This is a genomic window from Streptomyces sp. NPDC088197 (assembly GCF_044741185.1).
GTDB lineage: Bacteria > Actinomycetota > Actinomycetes > Streptomycetales > Streptomycetaceae > Actinacidiphila.
In genome coordinates this window covers 93707-114355 of the sequence record NZ_JBIUSD010000013.1, presented here as the reverse complement: position 1 = coordinate 114355, position 20649 = coordinate 93707, and the positions used below count along the sequence as shown (strand labels likewise).

Below are 20649 nucleotides of genomic sequence, written 5' to 3'. Positions count from 1 at the left end.
CCCCGCCGGGCCCCCCCCCCCGCCCGCGCCGCCCCCCCCCCCCCCGCCGGGGGCCCCCCCCCCCCCCCCCGGGGGCCCCCCCCCCGATGCCGTGTCCGGGCCGTTGACGGTCTCTTGGGGGTGTTGCGAAAATTATCGCAACTTCGTGAGGGAGGCGGTTGGGATGGCGAGCGGCAGTGGCGCGCGTGGGGAGATGCAGGCGTATGTGCGGGAGTTGGTCGATCCGCTGGTGCGGTACGCGAGCGAGGGGGGCGCTCGGATACGGCTGGGGGTGAACACGGCGCACCATGACGACACCGCGGCCGACCTGGAGGGATACGCGCGGCCGTTGTGGGGGCTGGCGCCGTTGGCGGCGGGGGGCGGGGAGTTCGCGCACTGGGAGCTGTGGGCGCGGGGGCTGGCGGCGGGGACGGACCCGGGGCATCCCGAGTACTGGGGGACGGCCACCGGCATCGACCAGCGGACCGTCGAGACGGCGGCCGTCGGATTCGCGTTGGCGCTGGCGCCGGAGAAGCTATGGGACCCGCTCAGCGGCAAGGAACGGGACCAGGCGGGTGCCTGGCTGGCGAGCTTCCTGGGAGCCGACACGCCCGAGAACAACTGGAACTTCTTCCCGGTGCTGGTCAGCCTCGGTCTGGACCGGGTGGGGTACGCGCACGACCGGGACGCGCGGCACGCCCGGCTGGACCGGCTGGAGACGTACGCGCGCCAGGACGGCTGGTACGCCGACGGGAACACCGCGCAGCGCGACTACTACATCCCGTGGGCCATGCACTTCTACGGCCTGATCTACGCGGCGCTCGCGGGCGACGGCGACCCGGCGCGGGCGGCGCGCTTCCGGCAGCGGGCGGCCGACTTCGCGCCGGGCTTCCGGCACTGGTTCGCGGCGGACGGCGCCGCCGTGCCGTTCGGCCGCAGTCTCACGTACCGGTTCGCGCAGGGCTCGTTCTGGGGGGCGCTGCCGTACGCGGGGGTGGACGCCGTGCCGCCGGGGGAGACCAAGGGGCTGCTGTCGCGGCACTTGCGCTGGTGGCGGGAGCGGTCGGCGCTGACGTCGCCGGACGGGGTGCTGACCATCGGGTACGGCTATCCGCAGCCGGCGGTCGCTGAGCAGTACAACGGGCCGGGCTCGCCGTACTGGGCGATGAAGGCGTTCCTGCCGCTGGCCCTGCCCGCGGACCACGCCTTCTGGACGGCGGACGAGGAGCCCGCCGCCGAACTGCCGGAGACCTTGGCGCAGCCGGACGCCGGGGCGGTGCTGATGCGTTCGGGCGGGGACGCGACGCTGCTCAGCGGGTCGCAGCACAATCTCTGGGCGCGGGGAGGCGCCGCGAAGTACGCCAAATTCGCGTACTCCTCCCGCTTCGGCTTCAGCGCGCCGGTCGACGGTCTCGGCCCGGAGCCGGGGGCGTACGACTCGGTGCTCGCGGTCAGCGACGAGGCCGACATTGAGGAGGGGACGGCGCCGCGGCACTTCCGGGTGCGCGAGGAGCAGCACGATCCGGCGGTCGAGGACGGCGACACCGTACGCAGCACCTGGCGGCCGTGGCCCGACGTGGAGATCACCACCTGGCTCACCGCCGCCGCGCCCTGGCACCTGCGCACCCACCGCGTCCGTACGGGCCGCGCGCTGTACACGGCGGAGGGCGGCTTCGCGGTCGACCGGGACGCGGGGCTCACCCGGCGCGAGGAGAACGAGGGCAGCGCCGTGACGGTCACCGGGGCCGGGGACCTCAGCGGGCTGCGCGATCTGGACGGCGGCCGTAGCGGCCGGGTGCTCGACCCGCTGCCGGGCACCAATGTGCTGGCGCGGCGCACGTCACTGCCCGTGCTGGTGGGTCAACTCCCGCCCGGCGAGCACTGGTTGCGCTGCGCGGTGCTCGGCGCCGGGGCCGCGGGGGCGGCGGCGTGGGAGGAGGCACCGCCGAGGGCGCGGCACTGAGGCCGCCGCGGCGCGCCACGGGCGCGCCCGTAGCGGATCGGGAGCCGTACGGGGGCGGGGGGCGGGGCGGGTGGCTGGCCGGGGGGAGGACGGGTTAGCGTCTGGGTATGAATGAGCATCGTGCCCCCGGCGCCCTCGGCGTCGGCCTTGCCACCGTCGCCGACGACGGCACCGTCCTGGACACCTGGTACCCCGCACCGGAACTCGCCGCGGAGGCGGGCCCCGCGGGCACCGAGCGGCTGAGCGCCGAGCGCGCGGCGGAGCTGCTGGGAGCGGCGGCGCCCAAGGCGCTCGGGAAGGACCCGAGGCGCGGGGTGGAGGTCGTGGCGGTGCGGACCGTCATCGCCTCGACGGACGACAAGCCGCTGGACGCGCACGACGCGTATCTGCGGCTGCACCTGCTGAGCCACCGCCTGGTCCGCCCCAACGAGCCCAATCTGGAAGGGCTGTTCGGCCTGCTGGCGAACGTCGCGTGGACGTCGATCGGCCCGGTGCCGGTGGCGGCGGTCGAAGGGGCGCGGCTGGCGGCCCGCGCGGAGGGCCTGCACCTGGCGGTGTACGGCGTGGACAAATTCCCGCGGATGACGGACTACGTCGCCCCGTCCGGCGTGCGGATCGCCGACGCCGACCGCGTACGCCTCGGCGCGCACCTGGCGTCCGGCACGACCGTCATGCACGAGGGCTTCTGCAACTTCAACGCGGGCACGCTGGGCGCCTCCATGGTCGAGGGCCGCATCTCGCAGGGCGTCGTCATCGGCGACGGCTCGGACATCGGCGGCGGCGCGTCCATCATGGGCACCCTGTCCGGCGGCGGCACCCAGGTCGTCTCGGTCGGCGAACGCTGCCTGCTCGGCGCCGAGTCGGGCCTGGGCATCGCCCTCGGTGACGACTGCGTCGTGGAGGCGGGCCTGTACGTCACCGCGGGCACCCGCGTGACGCTCCCGGACGGCAAGATCGTCAAGGCGCTGGAGCTCTCCGGCGCCAACAACATCCTCTTCCGCCGCAACTCGACCACCGGCAAGGTCGAGGTCCTTCAGCGCACGGGTTCGTGGGGCGGCCTCAACGACGCGCTGCACAGCCACAACTGACGACGCGTCACGCGTGACCGGTTCACGCCGTACGAGCCGCCGCCGCGAGCACCGCCCGCTCCTCCTCGGGGGACCAGCCGGCCTCCAGCGGCGGCTCGCCGCGTTCCCGGTCCCAGGCCAGGACGTCGGCGGCGGTGACCGCCAGCGGGGTCGCGGGCATCCCGGCGGCCCGGGCGCGCGCGGCGCTGCGCTGCTGTGTGGCGGTGTCCTCCCGGACCAGCGGGAACATCGGCGGTACGACGTCCGGCGTGACCCGTACGATCTCCACCTCGGTGCCCGCGGCCCGCGCGCACGTCTCGATCAACTCGCCGAGGGTGACCGGCTGTTCGGGGCCCACGGCGTGGAAGGCGCCGGGCCGGTCGTCCTCCAGCAGCCGGATCACCAGCCGGGCCAGGTCGCGGGAGTCGATGATCTGCACCGGCTGGGCGGGGTCGGCGGGCAGGGCGACCCGGCCGCCGCGCGCGGCGGCGCGCACCCAGTAGGTGAACATGTCGGAGGGGTCGTGCGGACCGGCGACCTTCCCCGCCCGCACGATCGTGGCGCGCTGCCCGTGGCGCGCGGTCACGTCGTCCTCGCAGGCGACCTTGCACGGCCCGTACGTGGCCTCGCTCAGCACCTCGGTGTCGCGGACCGGCGGGCGGCGCGGGGTGTCCTCGTCGGAGCCGGGCGCCACACCCTCGCGCTGGTACACCGCGTGGCTGGAGATGAACAGATACCGGCCGATCCGGTCGCCCAGCGCGTCCATGGCCTGCGCGACGTGCCGCGGGACGTAGCCGCTGACGTCCACGACGGCGTCCCACCGGGTGTCGCCCGCGAGCGCCGCGTAGTCGCCGGTGTCGCGGTCGCCGGTCAGCCGGGGGAGGCCCGGGAAGAGGCCGGTGCCGGTCCTGCCGCGGCCGAAGAGGGTGACGTCGTGCCCGCGGTGGAGTGCGTCCTCCACGATGGCGCGGCCGACGAAGGCGGTACCGCCCAGAACGAGAATGCGCATAAGGGGCGACCCTACTGCCGGTCCCGGCGGCCGTCACCCGGATATCGCGGTCGTGATCCGCCGGACAGGCCCTAGTGGTAGATCTTCTCCGCGTACGCGGCCCCGTAGTACGTCTCCAGCTCCGCCAGCGAGTCCTCGGTCCGCTCCAGCGTCTTGGAGATCCGCGCCCGCGACGCCAGCGCGTCGGGCTGCCACGTCTCCGGCTTCCACAGCGCGCTGCGCAGGAACGCCTTGGAGCAGTGGAAGAAGACTTCCTCGATGTCGACCAGGACCGCGACCTGCGGGCGGTGGCCCTTGACGACCATGCGGTCGAAGAAGTCGGCGTCGCGCAGGAGCCGCGCCCTTCCGTTGATCCTGAGGGTGTCGCCGCGCCCGGGGACGAAGTAGAGCAGGCCGATGTGCGGGTTGGACAGAATGTTGCGGAAGCCGTCCGCGCGGCGGTTGCCCGGCCGCTCGGGGACCGCGATGGTCCGGTCGTCCAGGACGACGGTGAAACCGGCGGGGTCGCCCTTGGGCGACACGTCGCAGGTGCCGTCGGCCGCCGAGGTGGCCATCAGGCAGAAGGGCGCCGCCTTCAGCCAGGCCACGTCCAGTTCGTGCAGCCGGTCGCGCGCCTTGTCGCGGACGACCGCGGTGGGCTCGCCGAGCAGTTCCCGCAGTTCGGCCTCGTCGGTGATCTCCTGCATGTGCCGTACACCCCCGGTGAGTGAGTACCTTCTGGGAACTCACACTGTACAGGGTGGCTTTTCCGGGCTTTCCTCGCGCCTTTCCCCTGGCCTTCCCCTGTCTTTCCCGCGCCTGCGATGAGTTCCGCGGCGGTCCCCGGTCTACCTCTTCGACAGCGCCACGGCGCATACGACAGCACCGCATCGACCCGATCAGAGGAGCCCCTCGTGTCCGTCGTCTCCACCCCCACCAGCGCCACCGCGACCGGTACCGCGACAGCCGTCACCGCCCGCCCCGCCCGTAGCCGGGCGCGCACCGCGCTGCTCGCCCTCCAGATCGTGCTGGCCCTCTTCTACGGCGTGGCCAGCGCCGCCCCCAAGCTCCTCGGCATCGACGCCGCGGCCGACTCCTTCGACCGCATCGGTTTCGGCGACTGGTTCATGTACCTCACCGGCGCGCTCGAACTCGCGGGCGCCGTCGCCCTGTTGATCCCGGTGCTCTACCAGGTCGCCGCGGTCGCGATGATCGGCCTGATGATCGGCGCCACCATTACCCAGATCACCGTCTTCGACGGCGACAACGCGGCGACGCCGATCATCCTCATCCTGCCGCTGGCCCTGATCGCCTGGGCCCGCAGGGACAGTACGAAGGCGCTGCTGGCCCTGGTCCGCGGCGCGGTCGCCCGGACCTGACCGCGCTCCCGTCGGCCGCGGCCGACGACCGTACGCAACGCCGCACGGCGGACGGCTCGCGGTGCGATCCTGAGTACAGACGTCGCACGGATGTCGCGCGGGCGTCGTACGGCCGGCGCGACGACTGGCGCAACGGCGGTCGTACGGGCGGCCGTTCGGGGTCGCGCGGGGTCGCGCGGGGTCGCGTCGCGGAGGACCGGAGACCGGAAGACCGGGGGTCGCTCATGGACAGCCTTGGCGCGCTGCGCGCGGTCGAATACGGGTATCTCGACGAGCGACGGCAGGTGTACCTCGACCACACCGGCGCGGGACTTCCCGCCCGCGCCCAAGTGCGGGCGCACGCCGACCGGATCGCGGCGGGCTGCTACGGCAATCCGCACTCGGTCAGCCCGGCCTCGCAGGCGTCGGGCGAACTGGTGGAGCGGGCCCGCGCACGGGTGCTCGCGCACTTCAGGGCCGATCCGGCCGAGTACGCCGTGGTGTTCACGGCCAACGCCACCGGGGCGTGCCGACTGGTCGGCGAGGCCTACCCGTTCGGGCCGGACAACCGGCTGGTGCTCACCCTCGACAACCACAACTCCGTCAACGGCCTGCGGGAGTACGCCCGCGGCCGGGGCGCGGGGACGGTGTACGTACCGTTGGAGGCGCCGGGCCTCGGCATCGACGCGACGGCGATGGACGCCGTCCTGACGGGCGCGAGGCCGCGGGCGGGCACGGAGTCCGGGGCCCGGGGACCCGGACTGCTCGCGTACCCCGCGCAGAGCAATTTCAGCGGGGTCCAGCACTCGCTGGACTGGGTGACCAGGGCGCGGGCGGCGGGCTGGGACGTCCTGCTGGACGCGGCGGCCTACGTGCCCGCGAACGTGCTCGACCTCGGCCGGTTCAGCCCCGACTTCGTGGCCGTGAGCTGGTACAAGGTCTTCGGCTACCCGACCGGCATCGGCTGTCTGCTGGCCCGCAGGGAGGCGCTGACGCGGCTGCGGCGGCCGTGGTTCTCCGGCGGCACCATCCACGTGGTGAGCGCCCAGGGCCTGTGGCACCACATGGCCGACGGCGAGGCGGCCTTCGAGGACGGCACGGTCAACTACCTGAGCATTCCCGACATCGAATTCGGCCTCGACTGGATCACCGGCGTCGGCGTGCAGTCGATACACCGTCATGTCACCTCGCTCACCGCCGAGTTACTGGCCGGGCTGCGCGGGCTGCGGCACGCCGACGGCAGCCCGCTGGTACGGATCTACGGTCCGCAGGACACCACCGGCCGCGGCGGCACGGTCGCGCTGAATCTGCTCGGCGCCGACGGACGGGTGATCGACGAGCGGATCGTCGGCCGCGACAGCGCCGCGCACGGCATATCGCTGCGCACCGGCTGCTTCTGCAACCCCGGCACGGGCGAGGTCGCCTTCGCCATCGACCGCGACGTACTCGGCGGCGCCGTCCGTACCGCCACCGGCACCATCGACGACTACCTCGGCCGCCTCGGCCTCCCCTCCGGCGGCGCCGTCCGCGTCTCGCTCGGCCTGTCCTCCAACGCGGCCGACGTGTCCGCCTTCCTCGCCTTCGCCGCGCAGACCTACCGCGACCGCTCGCCCGACCCGGCGGGGCTCAGCCCGCGGCTGGTCTGCTGACCGTGCGGCACTTGCGCGCCAGCACCGCCCACGCGGCGGCCAGGAACAGCGCCGTGAAACCGGCCAGCAGCAGCCAGCCCGCCCACACCGCCCGGTCGAACGAGCCGCCGTACGAGGCCAGCAGGGGCGGCCCCAGCGGCGACGCGCCGTGCGCCCACAGCTCCCGCAGACCGATCCCGCCGCCCAGCGCCTCGAACGCCCACCGGTTGGTCATCGCCGCGCTCAACACCCGTCCCGCCCACGCCATTTGGGGCACCGGCACAAAGGCCCCCGAGAACAGCACCTGCGGGAAGCAGAGCATCGGCAGCATCAGCGTGGCCTGCCCCGGATCGCCCACCGCCGCCGACGCCAGCAGCCCCAGCGCGAGCGCGGCGGCCGACGCGAGCAGCACGGTCAGGAACAGCGACCCGTACGTGCCCCACCCGGCGGCGGGCAGCCGGTTCAGACCGCGCAGCACCGCGAGCAACGCCGCGTCCGCCAGGGCCAGTACGGGCAGCAGCAGCGCCGCCTTCGACAGCAGATAGGGCCCGAGCCGCAGCACGGTCAGCCGCTCCCTGCGCACCACCGCCATCTCGGCGCAGATCTGCAACAGGCCGTAGGTCAGGCCGAAGAAGAAGCCGCCGAAGGCGATCCAGAACAGGATCATCGCCGCGGATCCCGGACTCGGCGCCGCCGGATCGAAGGCCCCCGGCCGGAACAGCAGCGCGAACATCGCCACGATCACCAACGGCGACCCCACGACGACCGCCGCCGTCAGCCGATTGCGCGCCATCAACTCCCCGGCCCGCCGGGTGAGCAGCCACCACTGCCCGACCGCCCCGAGCGGCGCCGGACGCGTGGCGGCGGCGCCGTCGGCCACGGGCGCCGCCTCGGGCGCGGGGCCGGTCTCCTCCGCGGCAGCCTCGTCCGCCGCCCGTGCCCCGCGGGCCACCGCCCCGTACACCTCCTCCAGCGTCGGGACGCCGTACGCCGCCGTGAGGGTGGCCGCCGTGCCCAGGTGGGCCGGGCGTCCTTCAGGGGTGAGGAACAGGACGCGGTCGCAGCGGGTCAGATCGGCGGGCGCGTGCGTGGTGAGCACGACGGTGACGCCGTCGGCGGTCAAGTCCCGCAGGGTGCGCAGGAGTTCCGCGCCGGTCGCCGGGTCGAGTCCGGTCGTCGGCTCGTCCAGGAACAGCACGCGGGGGCGGGTGAGGAGTTCGACCGCGATGCAGGCGCGGCGGCGCTCGCCCTCGCTGAGGGTGCGTAGGGGCTGGCGGGCGCGGTCGGCGAGGCCGACGGCGGCCAGCGCGTCGCGTACGGCCGCGTCCAGGAGAGCGGCGGCGGTCCTGGCGGGCATCCGCAGGCGGGCCGCGTAGCCGAGGGCCCGGTCCAGCCGCAGGTCGTCGTGCATCACGTTGCCGTGCGGCAGATACCCCAACGCCGGTCGCAGGACGGCCGGTTCCGTACCGTCGTGCAGGACGCGACCGGCCGAGGGGGTACGGATTCCGGCCAGGATCTCCAGCAGCGTCGTCTTGCCCGACCCGCTGCCGCCCGCCACGGCCAGCAGCTCGCCGGGCGCGATCCGTACGCTCACCCCCCGCAGCGTCTGCCGCCCCGAGGCGACCCGCTGCCCCACGCCGTACGCCTCGACGCGGAGACCGCCGTCGCTCATCGTGCCCCCTGACCGACCGCTTGGTACGTTGAAGGTGTCGCGGCGCCTCCCGCAGGGGCGGGCCGCCGGTAGCGTACGCGAGCCCCGGGAGCGGGCACAGGACGAAGGAGTCTGACGCATGGACGGACCGGTCTGCACCACCCGGCAGGGCGACGTACGCGGAGCGGCCGGCCAGGACGGCGTCGCCGTCTTCCGCGCCATCCCTTACGCCGCACCGCCGTTCGGACCGCACCGGTTCATGGCGCCGCAACCGCCCGCCGCGTGGGAGGGCATACGCGACGCGACCGCGTTCGGCCCGACCGTGCCCAAGGGCCCCTACGTCAAGCCGTTCGACGTGCTGCTGCCCGACCCGGACATCGCGGGCGAGGACTGCCTCAACCTCAATGTGTGGACACCCGACACCGCGGGCGGCGCACCGGTCATGGTGTGGCTGCACGGCGGCGCCTTCATGAACGGCTCGGGCTCGCTGCCGATCTACGACGGCGCCGCGTTCGCCCGCGACGGCGTCGTCTGCGTGAGCGTCAACTACCGCCTGGGGACGGACGGTTACCTGTCCCTCGACGGGGCCCCCGACAACCGCGGAGTGCTCGACCAGATCGCCGCCCTCGAATGGGTCCGCGACAACATCGCCGCTTTCGGCGGCGACCCCGGCCGCGTGACCGTCTTCGGCGAATCGGCCGGCGCGATGAGCATCGGGGTGCTGCTCACCGCCCCCGGCGCCCGAGGACTCTTCCACCGGGCGATCCTCCAGAGCGGTGCCGCGCACCACACGATCGGCCGGGACACCGCCCGCAAGGTCGCCGCGCACTTCGCCGCGAAACTCGGCGTCGAACCCACCGCCGCCGCCTTCGCCGCACTCCCGCTGGACGTCCTGCTGCCCGCGCAGACCGCCCTGCGCAACGAGGTCACCGCCAACCCCGACCCCGCGCTGTGGGGCGAGGTCGCGCTGAACGCCATGCCCTTCGAGCCGATCGCGGACACCGCGAGCACCGCCGCCCGCGCCCACCCGGTGCCGGGACCCGGCGCCGACTGCGCCGTCGACCTGCTGATCGGCACCACCGCCGAGGAGTACCGGCTCTTCACCGTGCCCAGCGGCGTCATCGACTACATCGACGACAGGCACCTGCGGGCCGCGATCGCCCGGCACGGCCTCGACCCCGACACCGCGCTGCCGCTCTACGCGGCCAACCGCCCCGGCGCCACCACCGGCGACCTGTTCTCCGCCGTCCTCACCGACTGGTTCTTCCGGATACCCGCGGTCCGCCTGGCCGAGTCCGTGCCGCGCGCCCACGTCTACGAATTCGGCCGCCGCTCCACCGCCTTCGACGGCCGCCTCGGCGCCTGCCACGCCTCCGAGATCGCCTTCGCCTTCGACAACCTGGACGCGCCCGGCGAGACCATGCTGCTCGGCGAGGCCCCGCCGCAGCCGCTCGCCGACACCATGCACGCCGCCTGGGTCTCCTTCGCCGTCACCGGCGATCCCGGCTGGCCCGCGTACGACACCCGGGACCGTACGACGATGGTCTTCGGCACGGCGGAAGACCCCGCGCACTGCGGTCCGGTACGCGACCCCCGCCCGGACGAGCGCGCGCTGTGGGACGGGGTGCGCTGAGCCCTTCGCGCCGGCCCCTCCCGCGCGCCGAACTCCCGTACGCCTGAGGGACGCGTGGCCGGTACGCACCCGGCGGCGGGCGGCGGTGGCCGGAACGTGTCGCTACGGGCGGGTGAACCGGCGGGGTGACGGGTGCGACGGGGCCGGGAGGCCGACGGTCGGGGGGTCGCAGGGCCTACGCTGAGTGCGCGCGTCCGGCGCGCGTACCGGTTCGCGTGTGCCGGTCCGATCCACCCGCCAGGGGTGAGCCGGACCGGCCCACCCCTCACGCCGTACAGCCGTAGAGCCCTCTAGGAGTCACCCCATGTCCGAAGGTCCCCTCGTCCTGCCGCCCGTACGGCTGCTCCCCGCGGACGACCTCGCGCGGCTGGCACTGGCCGTGCCGCTGCTGGACCGAGCGCTGCGGCTGACCCGGTGGGCGACACCGGAACGGCCGGTCGACGCGATGGGCGAGCTGCTGGACGACGACCTGGTGGCCGCCGCCGCGGAACTCGGCCTCCCGGTGGACGAGGACGAGGAAGGGCTCGCCGAGACCGCCCAGGCGTGGGGCGTCGCCGTCGACACCGGCCTGCTGGTCCTGGAGATCGACGAGGAGGCCGAGGAGTCCACGCCGGTCGGCGAGGTCGCCGGTCGCGCGCTGCCCGGCGAGGCGTACGAGCGGATCACCGCGGGCCTCCCGCAGGACGTGCTCGACATCTGGCTGGCCGCCGCCGAGTCGGCCCTCGCCGACGCCGCCGCACCGGACTTCGAGAGTCTGCGCGAGGTCATGGACGACGGCGACCAGGTGCTCCTGGACGAGCTGGACTGGGACCCGGAGAAGGAGGCCGAATTCCTCGACAGCGCGCTGGTCAACCTCTACGCGCTGATGGCCGTGGAGGACTCGGCGGTCGCCGAGGACGGGCCCGACGCCGTACCGCTGCCGGTGCTCGCCGCGTCCCTCGTCGTGCCCGACGAGATGGACCAGCCCAGCGACGCCGTCCTCGAAGAGGTCACCGAGGTGATGATGCGGCTGGACGACCACTTCCGGCTGCTCGCCACGACCGGACTGCTGGACTACCAGCCGGTCGACGAGGCGCTGATCGAGGAGGCGGAGGGCGACGGGGAAACCGGCTCCTTCCCCGAGTTCCCCGAGGGGGCCGTCGGGGACGACCTCGACCCCGAGGAGGTCTCCCGCTACGGCATGGTCCTGCTCACGCCGCTCGGCGTGCACGGCATGCGCGAACGGCTCGTGGACGCGGGCGCGCAGGCCCCCGCCATCGGCGACCTCGCGGGCGGGTCGGGCGTCGACCTCCTCGAAGCGCTGACCGGCTACCCCGACCAGGCGGCGCGCGTGGAGGCCGAGCTGTGGCTGGAGGACCGCAAGCCGGCCGACGCCGCACGCGAACTGCTCGCCGCCGCGCGCGGCGACGACGCCGGTGCGCCGGGCCGTCGTCTCATCTGCCAGCAGACGCTCACCCTGCTCGGCGCCGAGGCCGAGCCCGCGCTGCGCGAAGTCCTCGACGACCGCGCGCTCGGCGGCCTCGCCCGCGTCTGGCTCACCGAGAGCGGCGCCGCCGACATCCCCGCGCCCGACGCGGACATGGTCTTCTGGCTCACCATCGACACCCTCGCCGCGCAGCTCGCCGCCGACGACGCCCCCGAGATCCTGGCCGACCTCGTCCGTGACCTCGTCGCCCGGCACGACGGCTTCTTCGACGCCGCCTGGCGCGTCGACCACCCCGCCACCGCCGACGTCCTCGAAGCCATGGGGCGTCTCCACCCGGACCGCAAATCCGCCAAGGACGCCCGCAAGGCGGCCTTCAAGGCCCGCTCCCGCCAGGGCCTTTCGGGCTGACGCGCGGCGGGCCACCGCTCGGGGCGCCCCCCGCGCCGGGGGCAACCGGGTGGCCGCCTCGCGGAAGGACGCCGTTCATCCGGGGTTGGCCGGGGGGCGGCACCGTGGGTGCTCAGCGCGACGTGAGGAGCCCCGGTGCCGGTCAGCCGTACGCGGGAGGCCGTGGTGGCCGACCCGAAGCGAGGTCACGCGTATCTGACCGCGGGAACGTCGTTGTGCCGGCGGACGCCGCCGTCGGCGCAGAACGGTGGCGTGCTCCAGGCGTTCCGGTGCATCGACTCCGGGGGCCGCTACGTGGACGACCTGTCGCGGGCGACCGGGCCCGGCACCGTGTACGGCGTGGACTGGGTGGAGACGCCGTTCGCGGCGGGCGAGGTCACGCGGGCGCACGGGCTGACGGGCCTGTGGTGGGCGGACGACGGGGTGTACCTCGTGCGTGAGGGGGCCGTCTGGTTCTACGCGCCCGGCCGCCGCACGCTGACCCTGAAGACGCCGGGCTGACGGGCTGACGGGCTGACGGGCTGCCGGGCTGAGGGGCGGCCGGGCTGAGGGGCGGACCGCCGCCCGGCCGCGCTCGTCACCGCCGTGACGAGCGAGGCCGGGTGCGGCCGGGTGCGGCCGGAACGTTTCAGCAGCCGCTGAGGACCGACGTGAGCTTCGACTTCTCCGCACTGTCCACGGTCAGACCGTAGTAGTGCTTCACCTGCACCCACGCGCGGGCGTACGTGCACTGGTACGACGCCTGCGGCAGCCACTCGGCCGGGTCGCCGTCGCCCTTGGAGCGGTTGGAGTGCGCGGAGACGGCCACGAGCTGCGGGCGGGTCACGTCGTTGGCCAGCGCCTGGCGCTGCGCGGTGGTCCAGGCCCAGGCGCCCGAGGCCCACGCCTCGGCGAGCGGCACCAGGTGGTCGATGTCGAAGGTCGACGGGTCGGTGGTGGTCACGCCGTCGTACGGGCTGGTCCAGTTCCCCGAGGTCGCCTTGCACGAGCTGTCGGTCACCACGCTCGTGCCGTCGCGCTTGATCACGTACTCGCGGGTGTCGCAGGTGCCCGAGATGGTGATCCAGGTCGGGAACAGATTCCGGTCGTACGTCGAGGCGTGCGTCTCCGCGGTGGCCGTCATGCCGGACAGGTAACTGCGGGCGGTGGAGGCGGCGATCGGGGTCGGCAGAGCGGCCTGTGCGGGGCCGCCGCTGACGAACAGGACGGTCAGCGCGAGCAGTGCCGCGCTGACGGCGGCACAGATTCCGTGCACGAGACGGTTTTTGGGCATGACTGAGCGCTCCCGTGGCTAGGGGGTCGAGCGGTACGGGTGGTTCCCGACCAGGGTCCCGGCCACGGGTCTATGCGGGTAGACCGTCAGCGGTAAATTTTATGTGACCATGACATGTTGATGTGCGAACGTCCGGTGGCGGTCCGGCCCGTACGAGGCCCGCGCGGCGCACGAGCCGGTGCGTGCCGGGGTCCCACGGCCTCCGAGCGCCGTGCGCACGGCGCCCCCGCGCCCGCCCGCTACCGGTCCTGGCCCCGGCTCCCGCCGCCGTGCGGGGCGGCGCGCGGGACTTTATGGTCGGCGCGGGGGCCCGGGACGAATGGAGCTGCTGTGACCACTGCGCGCGACATCATGCATCAGGGCGTCGAGACGATCTCCGCCCACGAGACCCTGGACGTGGCCGCCAAGCGGATGCGGGACGCGGACATCGGGGCCCTGGCGGTCACCGGTGACGACGGCGGGCTCCAAGGGGTGCTCACCGACCGGGACATCGTGCTGCGCTGTGTGGCGACCGGCCACGACCCGGGCGCGGTCCGGGCCGCCGATCTGATGGACGGCAGCCCGGTGACGGCCGCGGCCGACGACGACGCGGGGAGCGTCGTCGCGACCATGTCCTCCCGGCGCATCCGCCGGGTACCGGTGGTCGAGGGGAGCCGCCTGGTCGGCATCATCAGCGAGGCCGACATCGCCCGGCACCTCGGCCCGGCCGAGGCGGGCGCCCTGGCGACGGCGATCCGCGCGGTCTGAGCCCGACGCGCGGTCCGAGCGCGGCCCGTGGTCTGAGGCCGCCGCGCGGTGTGAGACCGGCCTGCGGTGTGAGCCCGGCCCGCGCCGCCTGAGGCCGGTCCCGCGCCGCCTGGGACCGGTCTCTCGGGCCGCCGCCCGTCCGCGCGGACTCATGCCAGCCTGCGCGGACCGGCGGCGGCCCCGCAGGGCACACATCCGGTCCGCGGTGCCTCAGAGCGCCGCGGAGGCGGGCCGCACCATCCCCTTGGCGGTACGCGAGTCGATGAAGTCGCCCATGGCGGTCATCTCCCACTCCCCGGAGAACTGCTTGATCAGCTTCGCCATCAGCACACCCGTGCGCGGCTCGCTGCCGGTCAGGTCGAAGCGGACCAGCTCCTCGCCGGTGCCCGCGTCGAGCAGCCGGCAGTACGCCTTGGCGACCTTGTTGAACTTCTGCCCCGAGTACGAGTTCACCGTGAAGACCAGACCGGTGACCTCCGGCGGCAGCCCGCCCAGGTGCACGGTGATCGTCTCGTCGTCGCCCGAGCCCGCGCCGGTCAGATTGTCACCGGAGTGCTGGACCGCGCCGTTGAGGATGGACAGCTTGCCGAAGTAGCAGGTCGCGATGTGGTTGCGCTGCGGACCGTAGGCGATCACCGACGCGTCCAGGTCGATGTCCCGGCCGCCGAAGGCGGGCTCCCAGCCCAGGCCCATCCGCACCGAGGACAGGAACGGCTTGCCCGCCTTGACCAGTGACACCGTCTCGTTCTTGCGGAGATTGACCCGGCCCTTGTCCAGATTGACCTTGCCCGCGCCCGGCGCGGGAGCGGGCGGCGCGGCCGGGGGAGCGGAGGGCGGCGGCGGCAGATACGCGGCGGGCGCGCCGGAGGGCGGCGGCGCACTGGGCAGTCCCGGCGCGGGCGGCGGCGGGGTGAACGCGGCGGCGGGGGCCGCGGGGGCCGCGGGCTCCTCCACATTCACCCCGAAGTCGCTGGCGATGCCGCCCAGCCCGTTGGCGTACCCCTGGCCGACCGCGCGGACCTTCCAGGCGCCGCCGCGCCGGTACACCTCGACCACGACGAGCGCGGTCTCCGGGCCGAGCCCGGTGGGCGTGAAGGTGGCGATCACCGAGCCGTCGTCCGCGCTGCGGACCGTGGCCGTCGGCGTCGTACCCGCGAAGGGACCGCCGCCGTCCAGGCTCGCGGTCACCACGACCTTCTCGATCCCGGCCGGGACGGCCGCGGTGTCCACGGTGATCGAGTCGGGCCCGGAACCGCCCCCGGAGCGGTGGCTGACGCCGGGCCCCTGGGGCTGGTTGTAGAAGACGAAGTCGTCGTCGGAGCGCACCTTCCCGTCACCGGTCAGGAGCAGGCCCGAGACATCGAGCCGCGCGGAGGAGGCGGCGACGTCCACGGCCACTCGGGGCACGGAGAGCGGCACATTCGAGCCAGGCGTCATAGCGGTCATGCCCCCGTAACGACCGACTGTTGTTTGCGGTTCCATGACCCGGAGATCAGCTTCCGGCCCGTTATGGGCACCCGGTCCCGGCGCCCATTCCGGCGCCCGCGCCGGCTCGTACCGGCAGCGTCGCGCCCGCGGTCGCGTACGGTCGGACCCGTATCGGCAGCCCCGTACCCTCACACCCGCACGCCCCGCCCGTCACCGGCGGTCGCGGGCACGTCGAGGCCGTCCGGGGAGCCGGGCGGCAGGGCGAAGGCGGAGGCGACCTCGGGCGGGAGCGCGGACAGGCCGAGCAGGCCGCAGACGGCCCGAGTGGTGAGCGCGTGCCAGACGGCCGCCTGGCGCAGCATCGCGTGGTCGCCGCCCGGCAGCACGAAGCGGCACACCTCGGCGCCCTCGGCCCTGGCCCGCTCCGCCATCCGCAGCGACTCCACGGGCGAGGTGATCCGGTCGGCCTCCGCGTGCAGGAACACCAGCCGGGCCGCCGAGAGCTGCTCCACCGGCTCCCCCGGCAGGCACCAGGGGGCCAGCGCCACCGTGCCGACCACCCCGTCCGTACCGGCCACCCGCAGCGCCGCCCTGCCGCCCATGGAGTGCCCGACCATCACGACCGGCGCCCCGCCGGTCCGCCGGGACAGCTCCGCCAGCGCGTCGGCCGCGTCCCGCGCGGCGTCCGCCCGCTCCCCGTTCCAGCCGCGGTGCCGGTAGCGGGCCTCGGCGAGCACCACCCGGCGGCCCCGCGTCGCGCGGGCCAGCGCCCGGACGAAGGGGCGCATCCGCAGCCCCGGCGCGTTCAGCCGGGACGGCCGGCCCATACCGCGCTCCCGGCCGCCGTGCAGCACCAGCACCGCCGCCTCGGGGGCCGCCGCGGAACGCCGCATCACCAGGCCCCGATACCCCGCGCGTGCGCTGTCGCCGTCGCGGTCCTCTGCCACCCGTGCCTCCACCCGTGTCCGTTCCCTCCGCCGACGTGCCGTGACAGGTACGAACGGACGTTCCGGAATCCCCGTTCCGACGTACCCCGTCAATCCTCCGTCATTCGTAGCGACGACGGTTCCGGATGGGTCGCGCGGCGGACCCGACGCACAGGTTGCCGGATCGAACAGGGGTCCGGAGGCTCCCGCATATACGCTCCTGCCCTGGGCAAGTACGCTCAGCGCAATCTCAATGGTCGGGCAGCCGAAGGCGGAGGAAGAAACGTGGTGCAGAGCGGCCCGGTCGGAGTTCCGGCCGGACTTCCGGTGGGCATCCCGCACACCCGCGACGGGCGTGACAGCCGTGATGTTCGTGACATTCGCGACAGTCAGAGTCCGCGCACGGCGCCGCCCGCCTCCTTCGGGCAGTCGGGCCCCGCGACGGTCCTGCTGGTCGAGGACGACGACGGCGACGCCCTGCTCGTCGAGGAGTACCTCGCGCTGAGCGACGCCGCGACCCAGGTGGTCAGGGCGAGCAATCTCGCCGAGGCGCTGGAGCTGCTGGCCCGCCGCGCCGCGCCCGAGTGCGTCCTGCTCGACCTGCACCTGCCCGACGCCTTCGGCGTGGACGCGGTGTCCCGGCTGCTGAAGGACGCGCCCGGCGCGGCCGTCGTGGTGCTGACCGGTCTGTCGGAGGAGGACGCCGGGCTCGCCGCGGTCGCCTCCGGCGCCCAGGAGTACCTGTCCAAGAGCGCCCTCGAACCCCAGTCGCTCAGCCGCGCCATCCGCTACGCCGTCCAGCGCAAGCAGATCGAGCGCGCGCACGTGGCGCTGCGCGAGAGCTCGATGCGGGCCGAGGAGAACGCCCGGCTGGAGCGCGGGCTGCTGCCCACCCCGCTGCTGCGCGGCGACGACTGGCAGGTGACCACCCGCTACCGGCCGGGCCGCGACCACGCGCTGCTCGGCGGTGACTTCTACGACGTCGTGCAGACCGAGGACGGCACGGTGCACGTCGTCATCGGCGACGTGTCGGGGCACGGCGCGGCCGAGGCGGCCCTGGGCGTGTGCCTGCGGGTCGCCTGGCGGTCCTTCGTCCTCGCCGGCACCCGCGGCGCCGAACTGCCCGGGATGCTGGAGCAGATGCTGGTCGCCGAGCGCGCGGGCGAACACGTCTTCGCCACCCTCAGCTCCCTGGAGTTCGCCCCCGACCGCACCACCGTCAAGATCGTCAGAGCCGGGCATCCGGGGGTGCTGCTGCGCCGCGGCGCCGACGTCCAGTGGTGGGAGCCGGCGTACGGGCCCGCGCTCGGGCTGCTGCCGGGGCAGGGCGTCTGGCCGGTGACGACCGAGACGCTGGACGGCGCGTCCGTGGTCCTGTTCACCGACGGCCTCTTCGAGTGGCGGTACGGCGACGGGCCGGAACGGCTCGGCGAGGACGGGCTGTTGGAGCTGGCCCGGAAGAACGGCGCACTGCCCGCGGAGGCGTTCGTCGACGCCTTGATCAACGCGGCCGAGACGGCGACGGCGGGGCGCGGCGGTCTCGAGGACGACGCGGCCGTGATGCACGCGGGATGGCGGGCGAGGTCATGACGGAACGCCCGCCCGTCCCGGGGCCCGGTTCGGAGCCGACGCAACCCACGGCGCCCGCGCCGGAGCCGACGCCTCAAGCCGCTGCCGGGGCCGCGCCCGCTTCAGGGACCGCGCCCGCTCCCGAGACCGCGCCCGTCGCCCAGTCCACGCCCGATCCCACGCCAGTTCCGGAGTCCGCGTCCGTGCCGCATCCCCCGACCGACCCGCCGCCCGTGTCCGAGCCCGAGCCCGTATCCGAGCCTGAGGCCGTATCCGAGTCCGTATCCGAAGCCGGGCCCGTGTCCGAGAGCGCGCCCGTACCCGGGCCGCGGTCCGAGTCCGGCCCCGACGTCGAACCCGCTCCGGACGTCGAACCCGCTCCGGACGTCGAACCCGCGCGGGATACCGATCCCGCGCCCGACGTCGTGCCCGCCCCCGTACCCGCTCGCGGGCAGAAGGCCCCCCGGACGAGGTCCGGCTTCCGGCCGCGCGAGAAGGGCCGGATCACGGTTCAGGGCGCGTTCAACCTCGTGCTCGGCGGGATGACGCTGCTCGTCCTCGTCTTCGCGGTGATCGGCGCGCAACTGCTCGCGCACACCACGTCGATCTCCGACCACCTGGCCAACCGGGTGCAGCCCGCGCGGGTGGAGGGGGTGCGGTTGCAGACCGCGCTGCTGGACCAGGAGACCGGCGTGCGCGGCTATGTGCTCACCCATTCGACGGAATTCCTCCAGCCCTACACCGAGGGCCTCGCGGACCAGAAGACGATCACCGCCAGGCTGCGCCCGCTGATCAGCGGCAACAAGCGCGCCTCCGCCGACCTGCTGGCGCTGGAGGAGGCGGCCGATCGCTGGCGCACCACGTACGCGCTGCCGCTCATCGAGCACGCCCGCGAGGGCCTGCCCGCCTCCGCCGACACCTCGCTGCTGGACAGCAGCAAGCGGGGCTTCGACACCGTACGCACCCAGTTCACGATCCAGGACACGCACCTGAAGGAGGACCGGCAGCACAGTCAGGATCAGTTGCGGCGCGTGCGCAACGAACGCGACGCGGTGTTCCTGGCGATGCTGGCCTGCTTCCTGGTGGCCATGGTCTTCCTGGCGCTGCTCCTGCGCCGGATCGTCGGCCTGCCGCTGGGGCGGCTGCGCGACGACGCGCTGCGGGTCGCGGGCGGCGACTTCGACACCGGGATCGAGCCCAGCGGCCCGGCCGATCTGCGGGTGCTGGCCGAGGCCGTGGAGGCGATGCGCAGCGGTATCGCGGGCGCGCTGGCCGAGGCGCACGGCCAGCGCGGACTGCTGGCCGCCCAGGCGGCGGAGCTGACCGAGCAGGCCGAGGAACTGCGCCGCTCCAACGCCGAGTTGGAGCAGTTCGCCTACGTCGCCTCGCACGACCTCCAGGAGCCGCTGCGCAAGGTCGCGTCCTTCTGCCAGCTCCTGGAGAAGCGCTACCGGCACGCGCTGGACGAACGCGGCGTGCAGTACATCGACTTCGCGGTCGACGGCGCCAAGCGCATGCAGATCCTCATCAACGACCTGCTGGCCTTCTCGCGGGTGGGCCGGGCGCAGGACGACCACCGGCCGGTCCAGTTGGAGAACACGCTCGACCAGGCGCTGTACAACCTCGCGGAGCGGCTGGAGGAGTCCGGGGCGCGCGTCGAGCGGCCCGCCGTGCTGCCGGACACCGTCGGCGACGCGACGCTGCTGGCCCTGGTCTGGCAGAACCTGATCGGGAACGCGATCAAATTCCGTTCCCCCGACCGGCCGCCGGTGATCACGGTGGAGTCGGGAACCGCCCCCGACGGCACGCTCGTCTTCAGCGTCACCGACAACGGCATCGGCATCCAGGAGGAGTTCAGCGAGAAGGTCTTCGTGCTCTTCCAGCGGCTGCACAGCCGCAACACCTACGAGGGCACCGGCATCGGCCTCGCCATGTGCCGGAAGATCATCGAGCACCACGGCGGGCGCATCTCGGTGGACAACGAGTACACCGGCGGCACCCGCATCCGTTTCACGCTGCCCGCCGGGGCAGAAGAGTCACCTGACCAGGCGGCGGCGCCTGGCATCGAGGGAGCAGAGGGAGCACCGCGCGTATGAGTCAACCCGTACAGCCGATCGAGGTCCTGCTGGTCGAGGACGACGCGGGCGACGAACTGATGACCCGGGAGGCGTTCGCCGACAACAGGATCGGCAACACCCTGCACGTGGTCCGCGACGGCGAGGAGGCGCTGGACTTCCTCTACCGGCGCGGCGCCCACCAGGACGCGGTGCGGCCCGACTTGATCCTGCTCGACCTCAACCTGCCGAAGTACGACGGGCGTCAGGTGCTCGAGATGATCAAGGGCGACCGGGACCTGGCCATGATCCCGGTGGTGGTGCTCACCACGTCCGCCACCGAGGAGGACATCCTCCGCAGCTACAAGCTGCACGCGAACGCGTATGTCACCAAGCCCGTCGACGTGGAGCAGTTCATCAGCGCGGTGCGGCAGATCGACGACTTCTTCCTGTCGGTGGTACGGCTGCCCGGCCGCTGAGCGGCCCGCGGGCGGCGCGTCCGCGCACGGTCCGTACGGCTCCGCGCGTCCACCTGTACGTCTCGCAACGCG

Annotated in this window: 16 protein-coding genes and 1 pseudogene; 11 read left to right on the top strand and 6 right to left on the bottom strand. The window is 73.8% G+C overall.

Annotation, left to right across the window (positions count from 1 at the left end):
- Positions 1-163: 163 nt before the first annotated feature.
- Together ACIOC1_RS27050 and dapD are read left to right on the top strand one after the other, a co-directional pair.
- Positions 164-1942 (top strand): DUF2264 domain-containing protein, encoded by a 1779-nt coding sequence (locus ACIOC1_RS27050; RefSeq protein WP_401856608.1) that lies wholly within the window; start codon positions 164-166, stop codon positions 1940-1942.
- A gap of 107 nt (positions 1943-2049) precedes the next feature.
- Positions 2050-3030, top strand: a complete 981-nt coding sequence (gene dapD, locus ACIOC1_RS27045) for a 2,3,4,5-tetrahydropyridine-2,6-dicarboxylate N-succinyltransferase (RefSeq protein WP_355333839.1) — start codon at positions 2050-2052, stop codon at positions 3028-3030.
- A gap of 22 nt (positions 3031-3052) precedes the next feature.
- Here dapD and ACIOC1_RS27040 read toward each other — a convergent pair whose 3' ends face one another.
- Together ACIOC1_RS27040 and ACIOC1_RS27035 are read right to left on the bottom strand one after the other, a co-directional pair.
- Entirely contained in the window at positions 3053-4018 is a 966-nt protein-coding gene (locus ACIOC1_RS27040; RefSeq protein WP_401714623.1) for an NAD-dependent epimerase/dehydratase family protein, read from the bottom strand.
- Positions 4019-4089: 71 nt separating this feature from the next.
- On the bottom strand, positions 4090-4704 hold the full coding sequence (locus tag ACIOC1_RS27035; protein ID WP_355333834.1) for a pyridoxamine 5'-phosphate oxidase family protein: 615 nt from the start codon (positions 4702-4704) through the stop codon (positions 4090-4092).
- Between the two features lie 207 nt (positions 4705-4911).
- Here ACIOC1_RS27035 and ACIOC1_RS27030 point away from each other — a divergent pair, with 207 nt between their 5' ends.
- Both ACIOC1_RS27030 and ACIOC1_RS27025 read left to right on the top strand, forming a co-directional pair.
- Positions 4912-5376 (top strand): DoxX family protein, encoded by a 465-nt coding sequence (locus ACIOC1_RS27030; RefSeq protein WP_401856607.1) that lies wholly within the window; start codon positions 4912-4914, stop codon positions 5374-5376.
- A 224-nt stretch (positions 5377-5600) separates the two neighbouring features.
- A complete protein-coding gene (locus ACIOC1_RS27025; RefSeq protein ID WP_355333828.1) occupies positions 5601-7004 on the top strand; it encodes an aminotransferase class V-fold PLP-dependent enzyme in 1404 nt (467 codons plus the stop codon).
- On the opposite strand, the gene ACIOC1_RS27020 is transcribed toward ACIOC1_RS27025, so the two are convergent.
- Entirely contained in the window at positions 6982-8655 is a 1674-nt protein-coding gene (locus tag ACIOC1_RS27020; protein WP_401856606.1) for an ATP-binding cassette domain-containing protein, read from the bottom strand. The two genes, ACIOC1_RS27025 and ACIOC1_RS27020, sit on opposite strands and share 23 nt — an antisense overlap.
- A gap of 118 nt (positions 8656-8773) precedes the next feature.
- Between ACIOC1_RS27020 and ACIOC1_RS27015 the strand changes: the two genes are divergently transcribed.
- The 3 genes and pseudogenes from ACIOC1_RS27015 to ACIOC1_RS27005 all read left to right on the top strand — a co-directional run.
- The gene (locus tag ACIOC1_RS27015; RefSeq protein ID WP_401856605.1) at positions 8774-10267 is read left to right on the top strand and encodes a carboxylesterase/lipase family protein; all 1494 of its coding nucleotides are present in this window, start codon (positions 8774-8776) and stop codon (positions 10265-10267) included.
- 304 nt (positions 10268-10571) lie between these two features.
- Entirely contained in the window at positions 10572-12101 is a 1530-nt protein-coding gene (locus ACIOC1_RS27010; protein ID WP_355333820.1) for a hypothetical protein, read from the top strand.
- 156 nt (positions 12102-12257) lie between these two features.
- Positions 12258-12590, top strand: a pseudogene (locus ACIOC1_RS27005) (Tat pathway signal sequence domain protein); the annotation flags it as partial.
- A gap of 139 nt (positions 12591-12729) precedes the next feature.
- Here ACIOC1_RS27005 and ACIOC1_RS27000 read toward each other — a convergent pair.
- Positions 12730-13374 (bottom strand): HNH endonuclease family protein, encoded by a 645-nt coding sequence (locus tag ACIOC1_RS27000; RefSeq protein WP_355333817.1) that lies wholly within the window; start codon positions 13372-13374, stop codon positions 12730-12732.
- A 330-nt stretch (positions 13375-13704) separates the two neighbouring features.
- On the opposite strand from ACIOC1_RS27000, the gene ACIOC1_RS26995 reads away from it, so the two are divergent.
- Entirely contained in the window at positions 13705-14121 is a 417-nt protein-coding gene (locus tag ACIOC1_RS26995) for a CBS domain-containing protein (RefSeq protein WP_355333815.1), read from the top strand.
- Between the two features lie 210 nt (positions 14122-14331).
- On the opposite strand, the gene ACIOC1_RS26990 is transcribed toward ACIOC1_RS26995, so the two are convergent.
- A complete protein-coding gene (locus tag ACIOC1_RS26990) occupies positions 14332-15558 on the bottom strand; it encodes a TerD family protein (protein WP_355333812.1) in 1227 nt (408 codons plus the stop codon).
- A gap of 179 nt (positions 15559-15737) precedes the next feature.
- The gene (locus tag ACIOC1_RS26985) at positions 15738-16496 is read right to left on the bottom strand and encodes an alpha/beta fold hydrolase (protein ID WP_355333809.1); all 759 of its coding nucleotides are present in this window, start codon (positions 16494-16496) and stop codon (positions 15738-15740) included.
- 357 nt (positions 16497-16853) lie between these two features.
- Here ACIOC1_RS26985 and ACIOC1_RS26980 point away from each other — a divergent pair, with 357 nt between their 5' ends.
- The 3 genes from ACIOC1_RS26980 to ACIOC1_RS26970 all read left to right on the top strand — a co-directional run bounded on the left by ACIOC1_RS26980 (position 16854) and on the right by ACIOC1_RS26970 (position 20577).
- Complete coding sequence (locus ACIOC1_RS26980) at positions 16854-18065, top strand: SpoIIE family protein phosphatase (RefSeq protein WP_355334674.1); 1212 nt, start codon at positions 16854-16856, stop codon at positions 18063-18065.
- Between the two features lie 278 nt (positions 18066-18343).
- Positions 18344-20140 carry an ATP-binding protein gene (locus ACIOC1_RS26975; protein WP_401856604.1) on the top strand — a complete coding sequence of 599 codons (1797 nt, stop codon included), beginning with the start codon at positions 18344-18346 and terminating at the stop codon, positions 20138-20140.
- Positions 20137-20577 (top strand): response regulator, encoded by a 441-nt coding sequence (locus ACIOC1_RS26970; RefSeq protein ID WP_355333804.1) that lies wholly within the window; start codon positions 20137-20139, stop codon positions 20575-20577. The genes ACIOC1_RS26975 and ACIOC1_RS26970 overlap by 4 nt, the downstream gene beginning before the upstream one ends.
- Positions 20578-20649 lie beyond the last annotated feature (72 nt).